Raw genomic sequence first — 14,910 nt, forward strand, 5'->3', positions numbered from 1 at the left:
CCTGTCTGATGGAGAACCCATGCCTGTCAATCTCACCGCTGTGCAGCCGTCCAATCTCATTCCGGTGCCCGGCGTTCGCGTCGGGGTCGCGGAGGCCGGTATCCGCAAGGCCAACCGGCGTGACCTGACGCTGATCGAACTCGCGGCCGGCAGTCGTGTGGCCGGTGTCTTCACCCTCAACCGCTTCTGTGCGGCGCCGGTGCAACTGTGCAAGCAGCACATCGCCGGCGGCGAGGTGCGTGCGCTCGTCATCAACACCGGCGTCGCGAACGCCGGCACCGGCGAACAGGGGCTTGCGGATGCGCACGCGACCTGCGTCGCGGTGGCGCGCGCGCTGGATATCGCGCCCGAGCAGGTGCTGCCGTTTTCGACCGGCGTGATTCTCGAACCACTGCCCGTCGACCGCCTGATCGCCGGACTGCCCGCCGCGCATGCGAATTTGCGTGCCGAGGGCTGGTTCGATGCGGCGCACGCGATCATGACGACCGACACGCTGGCGAAGGCGGTGTCGCGGCAGGTCGAGATCGGCGGTCGCACCGTCACCTTGACCGGCATCAGCAAGGGCGCCGGCATGATCAAGCCGAACATGGCGACGATGCTCGGATTTCTCGCCTGCGACGCAGCCGTCTCGCAGGCCCTGCTCGATGCGCTGACGAAGGAGGCCGCGGACCTGTCCTTCAACAGCATCACGGTCGATGGCGATACCTCGACCAACGACTCGTTCATCGTCGTCGCCACCGGCCAGGCCGGCAACGCCGAGATTGCCGATCCGCTGGGCCCGGACTTCCATGCGCTGCGTGATGCGGTCATCGATGTGTCGATCCGGCTCGCACAGGCGATCGTCCGCGACGGCGAGGGCGCGACCAAGTTCATGACGATCGCGGTTGAAGGCGGTCTCGACATCGTCGAATGCCGCAAAGTGGCGTATGCGATCGGCCAGTCGCCGCTCGTCAAGACCGCGTTCTTCGCGTCGGACCCGAACCTCGGTCGCATCCTCGCCGCGATCGGCTATGCCGGCATCCAGGACCTGGACGTCGGGCGCCTGCGCGTGTGGCTCGGCACCGCGGCCGAAGAGGTGCTCGTCGCCGAACTCGGCGGCCGCGCCACGACCTACCGGGAGGAGGACGGCGCCCGGGTAATGAAGGAAGCCGAGATCACCGTGCGTGTCGACCTCGGGCGAGGCCGTGCACGGGCGACCGTGTGGACATGCGATTTTTCATACGACTACGTGAAGATCAACGCTGACTACCGCAGCTGATTGCAGGGCAGTTCCCCGCGCCTCGCTGTACCCACCAGATCATCACTCGTCTGTTGATTTGTGCACGTGATTCAGCCAATGGCGAAGCCATAATATGTCATTTTTCATGACATCGATGCGATGCTTATGGTATGAAAGTAATGGACGTCCGTCGGGCCCCGTCGCGGTCCGGGAGGTCGAATGGCTTAGATAAAGGCATGAACCTGCAATCGAAAATATGGCTGGGCGTCGTGGCCGTGATCGTCACGATCATGACTGCCGACCTGTATCTCGGCTATCGCGGGATCGAAAAACACGTGCGCGCCGGACTCGACGAGAATGCGCGCGTCGTGCGGGCGCTGCTGATGGCGACGCGACGGGTCTATCACCAGCAGTTCGTCGCCAGCGGCCTGCCGGTCGACGAAAGAACCATCGGCTTTCTGCCGGCGCATGCGCTGTCCCGCATCTCGAGCGATTTTCCTCAATGGATCAAGACCGGCTTGCGGTTCAACAACGTCTCGGACCGTCCGCGCAATCCGGCCAATGGAGCCGATGCGCATGAGCGGGCTGCGATGGACTGGTTTCGCGAGCATCCGACGGCCAGCGAACGCATCGCCGAAATCCGCGACGAGGCCGGGCGGGAGCTCTATCACTTCACCGCGCCGATCTGGCTCGAGCCGTATTGCATGGGTTGTCATGGCGAGCGCGAGGCCGCGCCCGCGACGATTCGCGACACCTATGGGGAGGCCTACGGTTACAGGGTCGGTGACTTGCGCGGCCTCATGAGCATCAAGCTGCCGATGGACGAGGTGCGGGCCCGCGCGGGGGAGGTCTGGTGGCAACAGTTCGGCCTGCGCAGTGGAGGCTATGCGCTGCTCCTGGTCCTGCTCGGCGGGCTGCTGCAGCGACTCGTGGTGCGGCCGTTGCGCGAGTTGCGCACGGTCGCGCAGCAACTGGAGCGTGGCGAGCTGTCGGTCCGCGCCGCGGTGTCGGGGCGCGACGAGGTCGGCGAACTGGCGACCAGTTTCAACGACATGGCCGCAGCGCTCGCATGTCACGATGCGCAATACGCCCGGCTGAACCGGATCTATGCGGCGCTCTCGGCGACGAACCAGATGATCGTGCGGGTCGACAACGAAGCCGAGTTGCTGCGGCGCATCTGCGAAATCGCGGTGGAGCATGGCGGCGTGGCGATGGCATGGGTCGGACGGCGCGATCCGGACAGTGGCAACATCGTCCCCGTCGCGCGTTTTGGCGCGGGTGTCGAGTATGTCGACGGGCTGGCGATTCCGCTCGGGCCGCCCGGTCCCGCATCCACCGGGCCGACTGCCACCGCGTGGCGCAGCAATCGTCCGGTTGTCGTGCAGGATTATCTCGCCGAGAGTGCGACACGGCCCTGGCATGCCCGGGCGCGCGAATTCGGATGGCGCTCGGCTGCGGTGTTCCCGATCCTGCGCGGCGGGCAGGTGCATCTGGTGCTCAAGCTCTACCACACCGCTGTCCAGGCGTTCGATGGGAAGATGCAGGATCTGATCACCGAGATGGTGACCGACATCGGCTACGCGCTCGACCGCATCGACCTGGTCGCCGAGCAGGCACGAACCAGCGCCGCGCTGTGCGAGAGCGAAGCGAAATACCGCAAGGTGCTCGAAACGTCGCAGGACGGCTTCTGGCTGCTCGACCGCAACGGCCTGCTGACCGAAGTCAATGACGCTTACGTCGAGTTCTCGGGCTATCGCCGTGACGAGCTGGTCGGCATGCACGTCACGCAGCTCGATGCCTCCGACGCCTCGGAAGTGGCGTGGCATATCGAATCCATCGTCGAGGACGGCAGCGCCACTTTCGAGACGCGCCACCGCACGAAGTCGGGCGAAATCAAGCCGGTCGAAGTCAGCGTCACCTTCGATGGCGGGCGCGCAGCATGTTTCTCGGCGTTCGTGCGCGACCTGTCGCGGCGCGACGAGGCGCAGGAGCATATCCGGCGCCTGTCCCATTTCGACACGCTCACCGGGCTGCCCAACCGCAGCCTGTTCGCGGACCTGTTGCGCCAGGCGATCGGGAACGCGCAACGCAGCGGCGAGTCGCTGAGCGTGATGTACGTCGACATCGATCACTTCCAGCACATCAACGACACGCTCGGTCATCGCATCGGCGACAGGCTGCTGGTCGAGATCGCCGAACGTTTCCGGAATGCCATGCGCGCGGAAAACACGCTGGCACGTCTCGGCGGAGACGAGTTCCTGATCCTGCTGCCGCACGCTCAGGCCGAGAGTACCGCCCATGTGGCCGAGAAACTGATCGTCGTCGCCGCCGACCCGATGCTGATCGAAGGTCACGAGATGCTGGTGACGTCGTCGATCGGCATCGCGATGTATCCGGCTGATGGCGAGGACTTCGAGACGCTGCTGCAGAGGGCCGATACCGCGACGAACCGGGCGAAGAGCGACGGGCGCAACACTTACCGGTTCTTTACCGCGGAGATGCAGCAGCGTTCGGCGCGCACGCTGCGGCTCGAGGCTGCGCTGCGGCGCGCGCTGGAGCGCAACGAACTGGTGCTGCACTATCAGCCGCAGATCGATCTCGTCGACTTCGGGCGGGTGGCCGGCGTCGAGGCGCTGATCCGCTGGCAACATCCGGAGCTCGGTCTGGTGTCGCCGGCGGAGTTCATTCCGATTGCGGAGAGCAGCGGGCTGATCCTGCCGATCGGGGAGTGGGTCATGCAGACTGCGCTCCTGCAACTCAAGGCGTGGCAGCTCGCCGGGCTGCCGCTGGGCCAGGTGGCGGTCAACCTGTCGGCGCACCAGTTCCGCCAGCAGAACCTGCCCGCCACCGTGGCGCGCATTCTCGCCGAAGCGGGCCTGCCCGCCAGTTGCCTGGAACTCGAGCTGACCGAAAGTGCGATGATGGATGATCCTGTCGCGGCGGTGGCGATGATGGACGCGCTGCACCGGGATGGCGTGCGCATGTCGATCGACGATTTCGGCACCGGATATTCGTCGCTCAATTACCTCAAGCGCTTCCGCATCGACAAGCTCAAGATCGACCAGTCGTTTGTCCGCGACCTGACCCAGGACCCCGAAGGCGAAGCCATCGTCGAGGCGATCGTCAGCCTCGCCCGCACGTTGAGGTTCCGCACCATCGCGGAAGGCGTGGAAAAACCGGAACAGCTCGCCTTTCTGCGCGCGAGCGGCTGCCAGGAGGTGCAGGGCTACCTGTTCAGCCGGCCACTGCCGCCCGACGAATTGGCTTTGTGGCTGCGGGCGTGGCGTCCGGAACTGGCAGCGAAATGAATTCCGGAATTCCCTCCTGCCGCGTGCAGCCGGATGCTCCGGTCAGTGCAGCACGCGCGGCATCGCCAGCATGAAGGGCGGGATCTCGGCGTCGAAACGGTGGCCATCCTCGGCCGCCATCTGGTAGCTGCCCTGCATCGTGCCGACCGGGGTTTCGAGGACGGACCCGCTCGAATAGCTGAACTGCTGCCCCGGCGCGAGCATCGGCTGTTCGCCTATCACCCCGAGTCCGCGCACTTCCTGGACCTTGCCGACTCCGTCGGTGATGATCCAGTGCCGGCTGATCAGCTGCGCGGGCACCTGGCCGGTATTCGTCAGCGTGATGTGGTATGCGAATACGTAACGGTTTTCGTCCGGGTCGGATTGTCCCGGGACAAACTCGGCGGTGGCTTCCACCTTGATGCGATATTTTTCGGATTCGCTCATGTCTGGTCTCTCGGCTGGGGGCGGGTCTTATTGGTTCGACAAGTTGTTCAAACGAGCGGCGGAACATCGTCGCCGGCGAACGCTCGCCGGGGGGCCGGAAGGGTAAAATAGCATTTTTGCCCGGAAATTCCCTTATGTCCGTTTCGCCCCTGACCGCTCTTTCTCCGCTTGACGGCCGTTACCACGACAAGGTCGCGGGCCTGCGCGAACACTTCTCCGAGCATGGCCTGATCCGCAACCGGGTGAAAGTCGAAGTTGCCTGGTTGAAGGCGCTCGCCGCCGAACCGGGCCTCGCCGAGATCGCGCCGTTCTCCGCGGCAACCGTCGCCGAACTCGATGCCCTGGTCGCCGATTTCTCGCCCGCTGACAGCGAAGCGGTCAAGGCGATCGAGGCGACCACGAACCATGACGTCAAGGCGATGGAGTACTGGCTCAAGGCGCGCCTCGAGCATAACGCCGAAGTCACGAAAGTCTCCGAGTTCATCCATTTCGCGTGCACCTCGGAAGACATCAACAACACCTCGCACGCGCTGATGCTGCGCGAGGGGCGCGACGCGGTGCTGCTGCCGGCGCTCGATCGCGTCATCGCCCGGGTGCGCGAGCTCGCGCACCAGCACGCCGACCTGGCGATGCTGTCGCGCACCCACGGCCAGCCGGCGAGTCCGACGACGCTCGGCAAGGAGATGGCCAACATCGCCGCACGCCTGATCCGCGCGCGCGCCGCGATCGCGCGCGTGTCGCTGATGGCGAAGTTCAACGGCGCGGTCGGCAACTACAACGCCCACCTGTCGGCGTGGGACGAGTTCGACTGGGAAGGTTTCAACCGCGGCTTCATCGAGTCCCTCGGCCTCGAATTCAACCCGTACACGATCCAGATCGAGCCGCACGACGCGATGGCCGAGCTCTTCGATGCGATGGCGCGCACGAATACGATCCTGATCGATGCCTGCCGCGACTTCTGGATGTACATCTCGCTGGGCTACTTCAAGCAGAAGCTCAAGGAAGGCGAGGTCGGCTCGTCGACGATGCCGCACAAGGTCAATCCGATCGATTTCGAGAACGCCGAAGGCAACCTCGGTATCGCGAACGGCGTGTTGCGTCATTTCTCGGAAAAGCTGCCGGTGTCGCGGATGCAGCGCGACCTGACCGACTCGACGGTGCTGCGCAACATGGGCGTCGGTTTCGGCCACATGGTGCTGGCGCTCGATTCCTGCCTGCGCGGGCTGAACAAGCTCGAAGCCGAACCGGCGCGGCTCGCGGCCGACCTCGACGGCGCGTGGGAAGTGCTTGCCGAGCCGGTGCAGACGGTGATGCGCCGTTTCGGCATCGAGAACCCGTATGAGCAGCTCAAGGCGATGACGCGTGGCAAGGGCATCACGCGCGAGGCGCTGCACGAGTTCATCCGCAGCCTCGCGATTCCCGAAGCCGACCGGGCGCGGCTGCTGGCGATGACGCCGGCGAGCTACATCGGCAAGGCGGCCGCGCTCGCGAAGCGCATCTGACGGCCCCCCTGAGCCGGGTCTCGACGAACGCCACCTGCGGGTGGCGTTTTGTCGCAATCAACCACGGAGTTTCGATGCCTTTTGCCGACAACCTCAAGCAGTTGCCGAAAATCTCGCATCTGGCCGCGCTGAACCTCATCGATGCGGACGATTCGATCGTCGGCACGATCGAGAACAAGGCCGGGCAGGCGGGCTCGCTGGCAGTCTATAACCACCTCGCGCAGCTTTACGGCGCGATCGGTCCCGAAGCGGCGCGGAAGGGGCTCGAACTGTACGCCGAGCACAGCGAGGACGCCCGCGCGAATCCTGGCAAGCATCCGAACATCGACCGCCTGATCGGCCTGATCGAGCGCGGCGCGACGCTGCGGGTGAAGCAGGTTTTCGCGGTATGACGCCCGCGCGTTGAAAGTGCCTCGGGCCGGGCGGCGTCGAGGTGCGGCACCGGGTGGTATTGCACTGCAGGGGGGACTGACGTCGCCCCCGCACGCCGATCAGACGACCGCTTCTTCCTTTTCCCGCTTCGGCTTGACGAACTGCTCGCGCGATACGCCGAGCCACATCACGAGCGGGCTTGCGACGAGCACCGACGAGTAGATGCCGAACAGGATGCCGATCGTCAGCGCCATGGCGAAGTAGTGCAGCGTCGCGCCGCCGAACAGCAGCATCGACAGCACCATCATCTGCGTGCTGCCGTGCGTGATGACCGTGCGCGAGATCGTCGAGGTGATCGCGTGGTCGAGCACCTCGGGCGTCGAGAGGTTGCGGCGCTTCTTGAAGGTTTCGCGCACGCGGTCGAACACGACGACCGACTCGTTCACCGAGTAGCCGAGCACCGCCAGCACGGCGGCGAGTACCGGCAGCGAGAACTCCCACTGGAAGAACGCGAAGAAGCCCAGGATGATGACGACGTCGTGGAGGTTGGCGATGATCGCGGACACCGCGAAGCGCCATTCGAAGCGGATCGCCAGGTACACGACGATGCCGAAGATCACCAGCAGCAGTGCCATCGCGCCGTCGGCCGCGAGTTCCTTGCCGACCTGCGGGCCGACGAACTCGACGCGCCGCAGCTCCGGAGCAGGGCCGGCGACCGACTGCAGCGTCGCCATCGCCTGCTCGGAAACCCGCGTGGTGTCGAGATCGTCGCGGTTCGGCAGACGGATCAGCACGTCGCGGGCGCTGCCGAAATTCTGTACCTGGGCGTCAGGGTAGCCGGCGTCGCCGAGCGCCTCGCGAACCGTTTCGAGCTCGGGCGCCTCGGGGTAGGTGACTTCGATCAGCGTGCCGCCGGTGAACTCGACCGACAGGTGCAGGCCGCTGGTCGCGAGGAAGAATACCGCGAGCAGGAAGGTGATGAGCGAGATGATATTGAACGTCAGCGCATGGCGCATGAACGGGATATCTTTCTTGATGCGGAAGAATTCCATTTCTCAAGCCTTTGGTTGCGTCAGGGGCGGCGCCGGGCGCCGCTTTCCTTGCGTGTTCGCCCGGTTGCCAGCTCAGTTGCCTGCCTTGCCGGGCTTCCAGATCTGGCCGATCGACAGGCTCTCGACCTTGCGGCGGCGGCCGTAGATCAGGTTCACGAGCATGCGCGAGATCAGGATCGCGCTGAACATCGAGGTCAGGATGCCGAGGCAGTGCACGACCGCGAAGCCGCGCACCGGGCCGGAGCCGAACACCAGCAGCGCGATACCGGCGATCAGCGTCGTGATGTTCGAGTCGAGGATGGTGTCGAACGCGCGGTCGTAGCCGGTGTGGATCGCCGCCTGGGGCGATACGCCGTTGCGCAGTTCCTCGCGGATGCGTTCGTTGATCAGCACGTTCGCGTCGATCGCCATGCCCAGCGTCAGCGCCATCGCCGCAATGCCGGGCAGGGTCAGCGTCGCCTGCAAGAGTGACAGCAGTGCGACCAGCAGCAGCAGGTTTGCCGCCAGCGCGATCACCGACACCACGCCGAACAGCAGGTAATACGCGCTCATGAACACCGCGATCGCGACGAAGCCCCACAGCGTGGAATTGAAGCCCTTGGCGATGTTGTCGGCGCCGAGGCTCGGGCCGACAGTGCGTTCCTCAATGATCTCCATCGGCGCGGCGAGGCTGCCAGCGCGCAGCAGCAGCGCGACGTCGTTCGCCTCGGTGGTGGTCATGCGGCCGGAGATCTGCACGCGCCCGCCGCCGATCTCGCTGCGGATCACCGGCGCGGTGACGACTTCGCCCTTGCCCTTCTCGATCAGCAGGATCGCCATGCGCTTGCCGACATTCTCGCGCGTGATGTCACGGAAGATGCGGCTGCCGGCGGCATCGAGTGTCAGGTGCACGGCCGGCTCGTTGGTCTGTCCGTCGAAGCCGGGCTGTGCGTCGGTGAGGCGGTCGCCGGTCAGCACGACCTGCGATCGCACCAGCAGCGGCGAGCCGCCGCGCTCGGTGTAGAGCTCGGTGCCGAACGGCACGTTGCCGGCGAGCGCGGCTTCGAGTGCGCCCGGGCTGTCGTCGACCATGCGCACTTCGAGCGTCGCGGTGCGTCCGAGGATGTCCTTCGCCTTTGCGACGTCCTGCACGCCCGGCAGCTGCACGACGATGCGGTCGGCGCCCTGCTGCTGGATCACCGGCTCGGCGACGCCGAGTTCGTTGATGCGGTTGTGCAGCGTCGTGATGTTCTGCTTGATCGCGAAGTCGCGGATCGTCTGCTGGGCGACCGGCGTCAGCGTCGCGATCAGCTTCAGGTCGGTCGAGCCGTCGTCGCGGTCGACGAACTGGAGGTCACGCGTACTGTTGAGGATCGCGTTGCGCGCCGCGTCGCGCTGTGCGGCATCGCGAAAACGCAGCTGGATGGCGTTGCCTTCGCGCACGATGCCGGCGTGGCGCACGTCCTTGTCGCGCAGCAGCGTGCGCAGGTCGCCGGCGGTTGCGTCGAGCCGCTTCGTGATCGCGCCCGGCATGTCCACTTCGAGCAGGAAATGCACCCCGCCGCGCAGGTCGAGGCCGAGGTACATCGGCAGCGCGTGGATCGCGGTGAGCCAGGTCGGTGAGGCCGACAGCAGGTTCAGCGCGACGATATGGGAAGGATCGCTGGGGTCGGGATTGAGCCGCTTCTCGATCGCGTCCTTGGCGCGCAGCTGGTCCTCGCTGCTGCCCAGCCGCACGCGGATGCTGTTGGCGTCGACGAACAGGCCGTCGTAGGGAACCTGCGCGTCGCGCAGCGTCTGTTCGATCGGGGCGACCAGCGCGGGGTCGAGCTTGAGCGTCGCTTTGCCGCTGGAGACCTGAACTGCGGGGACTTCACCGTAGAAGTTGGGAAGGGTGTAGATCAGGCCGAAGAACAGGACCAGACCAATGAGGATGTTCTTCCAGAGCGGGTAGCGGTTCATGACTTGAATGAAGTGGGGTGGGGAGGCGCCCTGCGCGCGCAGGGGCGGCGGAGCGGGAGGCTCACGCCGCCGCGGGCCTCACAGGGTCTTCAGCGTGCCCTTCGGCAGCACGTTGGTGACCGACTGGGCCTGGACGATGATATTGACGTTGTCAGCCACTTCGACGTGCAGGAAATTTTCGCCCACCTGGGTCACGCGGCCGGCGACTCCACCCTGGGTGACGATTTCGTCGCCTTTCGCGATCGCAGCGACCATTGCCTTGTGTTCCTTGGCGCGCTTCATCTGCGGGCGGATCATCAGGAACCACAGCACGATGAACATCAGGATCAGCGGCAGCATGCCCATCAGGCCGCCGGTCGGATCGCCCGCAGGTGCGGCCTGGGCGTAAGCGTTGGAAATGAACACGTGGGACTCCGGGTAGTTGCGTAAAGCGGCCGATTATAGCAGCAGGATAAGTCGCGACCCGTCGCGACGGCCCGCCCGGCGTCGCGACCGTTCGTTTGTCAACGGGTACCGGTCGAACGATCCGAGCGGAAGCGCGCGACGTGGCTACCGAAGTCGCCGGCAACGATCGCCGCGCGCAGCTCCGCGGTCAGCGTCTGGTAATAGCGCAGGTTGTGGATGGTGTTCAGCATGCTGCCGAGGATTTCGCCGGCGCGGTGCAGGTGATGCAGATAGGCGCGGCTGAAGTTGCGGCAGGTGTAGCAGTCGCACGACGGGTCGAGCGGGCGGGTGTCCTGCTTGTGCGTCGCGTTCTTGATCTTGATGTCGCCATAGCGGGTGAAGAGCCAGCCGTTTCGCGCGTTGCGGGTCGGCATCACGCAGTCGAACATGTCGATGCCGGCGGCCACGCCGGCGACAATGTCCTCCGGCGTGCCGACGCCCATCAGGTAGCGCGGCCGGCCGGCGGGCAGTCGCGGCGCGGTGTGGGCGAGGATGCGCGCCATGTCTTCCTTCGGTTCGCCGACCGACAGGCCGCCGATCGCATAGCCGGAGAAACCTATCGCGTCGAGTGCAGCCAGCGATTCATCGCGCAGATCCTCGAACATGCCGCCCTGGACGATGCCGAACAGCGCGTTGGGGTTCGCGAGCCGGTCGAACTCGTCGCGCGAGCGCCGCGCCCAGCGCAGGCTCAGCTGCATCGACTTCGCCGCCTCGTCGTGCGTCGCGGGGTGCGGTGTGCATTCGTCGAAGATCATCGCAATGTCGGAGTTCAGCACCGTCTGGATGCGCATCGACTCTTCCGGCGTCAGGAAGAGTTTCGCGCCGTCGATCGGCGACGCGAACTTCACCCCTTCCTCGCTGATCTTGCGCAGCGCGCCGAGGCTGAACACCTGGAAACCGCCGGAATCGGTAAGGATCGGCCGGTCCCAGTTCATGAAGCGGTGCAGCCCGCCGTGCGCCGCGACGACGTCGAGCCCGGGGCGCAGCCACAGGTGGAACGTGTTGCCGAGACAGATCTGCGCGCCCGTGTCGGCGAGCGCGGCGGGAGTCATTGCCTTGACGGTGCCGTAGGTGCCGACCGGCATGAACGCCGGGGTGTCGACGGTGCCGTGGGCGAGCGTGAGGCGGCCGCGGCGCGCGGCGCCGTGCTGGGCGAGGAGTTCAAATTGCATCGTTGCGGTGGGTGATGAACATGGCATCGCCGTAGCTGAAGAATCGGTAGGAATGGCCGACGGCGTGCGCATACGCGCGGCGCACCGTCTCGAGGCCCGCGAACGCCGACACCAGCATCAGCAGCGTTGATTTCGGCAGGTGGAAGTTCGTGATCAAGGCGTCTGCAACCTGGAAGCGGTAGCCCGGCAGGATGAAGAGTTCGGTCTCGCCGGTGCCTGCTTCGAGCGGTCCGTCCTGCGCGGCGCCTTCGAGCGCGCGCAGGCTGGTCGTGCCGACCGCGATCACGCGACGCCCGGCGGCGCGCGTCGCGGCGATCGCGTCCACGGTTTCCTGCGGGATCACGTAGCGTTCGCGGTGCATGCGGTGCTCGCCGAGATCATTGACGCGCACCGGCTGGAAGGTGCCGGCGCCAACGTGCAGCGTCAGCCAGGCACCGCGTACGCCTCTCTTCGCCAGTTCGGCGAGCATCGGCTGGTCGAAATGCAGTCCGGCGGTCGGTGCCGCGACCGAACCGCGCTCGCGCGCATACACGGTCTGGTAGCGCGATTCGTCGTGCTCGTCGGCGCTGCGGTCGATGTAAGGCGGCAGCGGCAGCTTGCCGTGCTGTTCGAGCAGGTCGAACAGGTCGTCGCTGTCGGGGAAGCGCAGATGGAAGAACTCGCCGACGCGGCCGAGCACCGTGACGGCGAACGCGTCGGCCAGGCGCAGCCGGCTGCCGGCGCGCGGCGACTTGCTCGCGCGGACCTGGGCGAGCGCTTCGTGCGGGCCGACCGCGCGTTCGATGAGGACTTCGATGTGGCCGCCGGTTTCCTTGGTGCCGTACAGGCGCGCGTGGATGACTCGCGTGTCATTGAATACCAGCAGATCACCGGGCTGCACGAGTTCGGGCAGGTCGCAGAAACCGCGATCGTCCAGGCGGTCGCCGTCGAGCACCAGCAGGCGGCTGGCGCAACGCTCGGCGAGCGGCGCCTGGGCGATCAGTTCGGGCGGGAGTACGTAATCGAAATCGTCAAGAGTCAGTGACATGCGCTTGCTGCTCGCGGGCAGTTTCATGGATAATGCGGCGCTTCCCTGCCGGGATGGCGGAATCGGTAGACGCAGCGGATTCAAAATCCGCCGGTGGTAACACTGTGAGGGTTCGAGTCCCTCTCCCGGCACCAGTCAAGACCGGAAAGCGCGACAAAGCCGCGCATTCTATCAGAGTCCGGCGCGGCACGCGGCCCCCTCTCCGGGTCACACCTGGCACGAGCCCGCGCAATCGCTGTCCTTCCTCTTCATCCCGGACCCCGGGCCCGCGCTTTCGTACGGCTCCCGATCGCCCTCAATCCCGCTTCGCGCCCTCCAGTCCCGAACGGCTGATCGCCAGCGTCGCCGGGTGGGAGATGCGGCGCTCGACCGAGATCGCGTAGTAGGCTTCGCTGACCGCGGGCGCTTCGCCGATGCAGCGCACGCCATGCTGGCGGCACACCTGTTCCGCGATCAGCGTCGCCGCAGGGAACACGCCGACGCCCGCTTCGCCGAACGCTTTCATCAGCGCGGCATCGTCGAACTCGCCGACGATGTGCGGCGCGATGTGCTGCTCTTCGAACCACTGCATCAGCGGCCGCCGCACCGCGGCATCGGCGCCCGGGATCAGCATCGGCTGGCGGGCGAGGTTCGCCGGAAAACTGCCCGTCAGGCTTTCGGCGAGCGAAGGTGCGGCGAAGAAGCTGATCGTCGATTCTCCCAGCTTGTGGTTGTAGCCGCGCACGTCCATGTGGGCCGGCATCGGGCTGTCGGCGAGCACGACGTCGAGCTTGTGGATCGCCAGTTCGCCGAGCAGCCGGACCATCTTGTCCTCGCGGCAGACGATGCGCACCGGTTCGGCGAGCTTCATCGACGGTGCGAGCAGCAGCCACGCGATCGCTTTCGGCACGACATCGGCGATTCCGACGCGGAACGGAATCGCGCGACCGGCGGCACGGTTGTGCAGCGCCTCCTCGAGTTCGCTGCCGACGCGGAAAATCTCCTCGGCGTAATCGAGCACCATCTGGCCGGTTTCGGTCAGGGCGAGCCCGCGTCCGCGACGGCGGAACAGCGAGACGCCGAGGCTCGCCTCGAGGATTGCGATCTGGCCGCTCAGCGTTTGCGGAGCGAGGCCCGAGCGCTCGCTTGCGCGCACGATGCCACCTGCGCGCGCAACGTTCCAGAAGTGGTGGAGCTGCTTGAAATTGAGCATCGCGCCCTCTCGACTCTTCGGTAAAACATGATAAAAATTCCGTTGAACTCGTATTTTATCGAACAGTCTCACGCTTAGTATCAACGAGCAGATGCCGGTATCAACCACAAGGGAGAAGAAACATGCGCATCGATCTGCAATGTAGCGGTCTGGAAGCACCGTCGGGTCTGCGGGACTACGTCGCGCGGCGAATGCGTTTTGCGATCGGCCGCTTCCGCGACCAGATTCAGTGGGCCCGCATCAAGGTCGCGGACGTAAACGGGCCGCGCGGCGGGGCCGACAAACGTTGTGTGGTACAACTGCGGTTGCGCAATTGCCCGGACGTGATTTTTTCGGTGACCGGGACGGACGCGCGCCCGGTCGTCGATCTGGCCGCGGAACGGGTCTCCCAGGTGCTGATACGCCGCCTCGCGCGGCTGCGGCAGTTCAGCCGCGATGCGGCAGCCGGCCCGGATCCCGTTATGGCCGGGACCTGATCCGGGCAGCGGGTTCAAACAAGTTCGATTCAAGGAGGTAGACATTCAATGGAAAACCGCATCGGTACGATGACAAGGTCGGAGGCCTCGGTCCTGTCGACGAACAGGGTCATCCGCAACACCTACATGCTGCTGTCGCTGACGCTGGCATTCTCGGCGCTCACCGCCGGCGCGTCGCTCGCGCTCGGCCTGCCGCACCCGGGGATCATCGTCACGCTGGTGGGGTACTTCGGCCTGCTGTTCCTGACGACGAAGTTCCGCGACAGCGGGCTGGGCATCCTGTTCGTGTTCGCGCTCACCGGTTTCATGGGCTACACGCTCGGCCCGATCCTGTCGCACTACCTCGCGATGCCGAACGGCGGGCAGGTGGTGATGCAGGCGATGGGCGGCACCGCGGCGATCTTCCTCGGCCTGTCGGCGTACGCGCTGACCAGCCGCAAGGACTTCTCGTTCATGGGCGGCTTCCTGGTGGTCGGCATCCTCGTCGCCTTCCTCGCCGGCCTGGGCGCGATCTTCTTCGAGATGCCCGGCCTGTCGCTCGCGGTGTCGGCGATGTTCGTGCTGCTGATGTCCGGCCTCATCCTCTATGAGACCAGCAACATCATCCACGGCGGTGAAACGAACTACGTCATGGCGACCGTGACCCTGTACGTGTCGATCTACAACCTCTTCACGAGCCTGCTGCACATCCTCGGCGTGATGAACAACGACTGAGCGTTGCCGCTGCGGCGGCCAAGCGGGGCGGTTCGCGCAGGCGGGCTGCCCCGTTTTTTTGGTGC

At 65.7% G+C, this 14,910-nt stretch carries 13 protein-coding genes and 1 tRNA gene; 7 read left to right on the forward strand and 7 right to left on the reverse strand.

The features are described 5' to 3' along the window. Positions 1–19: 19 nt before the first annotated feature. Together argJ and pbN1_RS13300 are read left to right on the forward strand one after the other, a co-directional pair. Positions 20–1,258 carry a bifunctional glutamate N-acetyltransferase/amino-acid acetyltransferase ArgJ gene (gene argJ / locus pbN1_RS13295; RefSeq protein ID WP_169201364.1) on the forward strand — a complete coding sequence of 413 codons (1,239 nt, stop codon included), beginning with the start codon at positions 20–22 and terminating at the stop codon, positions 1,256–1,258. A gap of 140 nt (positions 1,259–1,398) precedes the next feature. Next, a complete protein-coding gene (locus tag pbN1_RS13300) occupies positions 1,399–4,527 on the forward strand; it encodes an EAL domain-containing protein (RefSeq protein ID WP_210147500.1) in 3,129 nt (1,042 codons plus the stop codon). A 42-nt stretch (positions 4,528–4,569) separates the two neighbouring features. On the opposite strand, the gene apaG is transcribed toward pbN1_RS13300, so the two are convergent. Further along, the gene (gene apaG, locus pbN1_RS13305; protein WP_169201362.1) at positions 4,570–4,953 is read right to left on the reverse strand and encodes a Co2+/Mg2+ efflux protein ApaG; all 384 of its coding nucleotides are present in this window, start codon (positions 4,951–4,953) and stop codon (positions 4,570–4,572) included. A gap of 134 nt (positions 4,954–5,087) precedes the next feature. Here apaG and purB point away from each other — a divergent pair, with 134 nt between their 5' ends. Next, on the forward strand, positions 5,088–6,455 hold the full coding sequence (gene purB / locus pbN1_RS13310; RefSeq protein ID WP_169201361.1) for an adenylosuccinate lyase: 1,368 nt from the start codon (positions 5,088–5,090) through the stop codon (positions 6,453–6,455). A gap of 74 nt (positions 6,456–6,529) precedes the next feature. Beyond that, positions 6,530–6,847 (forward strand): DUF2322 family protein, encoded by a 318-nt coding sequence (locus pbN1_RS13315; protein WP_169201360.1) that lies wholly within the window; start codon positions 6,530–6,532, stop codon positions 6,845–6,847. 99 nt (positions 6,848–6,946) lie between these two features. On the opposite strand, the gene secF is transcribed toward pbN1_RS13315, so the two are convergent. The 5 genes from secF to queA all read right to left on the reverse strand — a co-directional run bounded on the left by secF (position 6,947) and on the right by queA (position 12,463). Further along, the gene (gene secF / locus pbN1_RS13320; protein WP_169201359.1) at positions 6,947–7,879 is read right to left on the reverse strand and encodes a protein translocase subunit SecF; all 933 of its coding nucleotides are present in this window, start codon (positions 7,877–7,879) and stop codon (positions 6,947–6,949) included. A 72-nt stretch (positions 7,880–7,951) separates the two neighbouring features. After that, positions 7,952–9,820 carry a protein translocase subunit SecD gene (gene secD / locus pbN1_RS13325; protein ID WP_169201358.1) on the reverse strand — a complete coding sequence of 623 codons (1,869 nt, stop codon included), beginning with the start codon at positions 9,818–9,820 and terminating at the stop codon, positions 7,952–7,954. 78 nt (positions 9,821–9,898) lie between these two features. Continuing rightward, positions 9,899–10,225 (reverse strand): preprotein translocase subunit YajC, encoded by a 327-nt coding sequence (gene yajC, locus pbN1_RS13330; RefSeq protein WP_169201357.1) that lies wholly within the window; start codon positions 10,223–10,225, stop codon positions 9,899–9,901. A 98-nt stretch (positions 10,226–10,323) separates the two neighbouring features. After that, the gene (gene tgt / locus pbN1_RS13335) at positions 10,324–11,436 is read right to left on the reverse strand and encodes a tRNA guanosine(34) transglycosylase Tgt (protein ID WP_169201356.1); all 1,113 of its coding nucleotides are present in this window, start codon (positions 11,434–11,436) and stop codon (positions 10,324–10,326) included. After that, positions 11,426–12,463, reverse strand: a complete 1,038-nt coding sequence (queA, locus tag pbN1_RS13340; protein ID WP_169201355.1) for a tRNA preQ1(34) S-adenosylmethionine ribosyltransferase-isomerase QueA — start codon at positions 12,461–12,463, stop codon at positions 11,426–11,428. Before queA ends, tgt begins: the two co-directional genes overlap by 11 nt. A gap of 47 nt (positions 12,464–12,510) precedes the next feature. Here queA and pbN1_RS13345 point away from each other — a divergent pair. After that, positions 12,511–12,597 (forward strand) — tRNA-Leu (locus pbN1_RS13345). A gap of 161 nt (positions 12,598–12,758) precedes the next feature. Here the strand turns inward: pbN1_RS13345 and nhaR are convergent. Beyond that, the gene (gene nhaR / locus pbN1_RS13350) at positions 12,759–13,655 is read right to left on the reverse strand and encodes a transcriptional activator NhaR (protein ID WP_169201354.1); all 897 of its coding nucleotides are present in this window, start codon (positions 13,653–13,655) and stop codon (positions 12,759–12,761) included. A gap of 122 nt (positions 13,656–13,777) precedes the next feature. On the opposite strand from nhaR, the gene pbN1_RS13355 reads away from it, so the two are divergent. Together pbN1_RS13355 and pbN1_RS13360 are read left to right on the forward strand one after the other, a co-directional pair. Continuing rightward, positions 13,778–14,131 (forward strand): HPF/RaiA family ribosome-associated protein, encoded by a 354-nt coding sequence (locus pbN1_RS13355; RefSeq protein WP_169201353.1) that lies wholly within the window; start codon positions 13,778–13,780, stop codon positions 14,129–14,131. A 48-nt stretch (positions 14,132–14,179) separates the two neighbouring features. Beyond that, positions 14,180–14,845: a Bax inhibitor-1/YccA family protein gene (locus tag pbN1_RS13360; RefSeq protein WP_169201352.1), complete on the forward strand. Its 666-nt coding sequence runs from the start codon at positions 14,180–14,182 to the stop codon at positions 14,843–14,845. The last annotated feature ends 65 nt before the right edge of the window (positions 14,846–14,910 follow it).

It is taken from the genome of Aromatoleum bremense (assembly GCF_017894365.1).
GTDB classification, from domain to species: Bacteria; Pseudomonadota; Gammaproteobacteria; order Burkholderiales; family Rhodocyclaceae; genus Aromatoleum; species Aromatoleum bremense.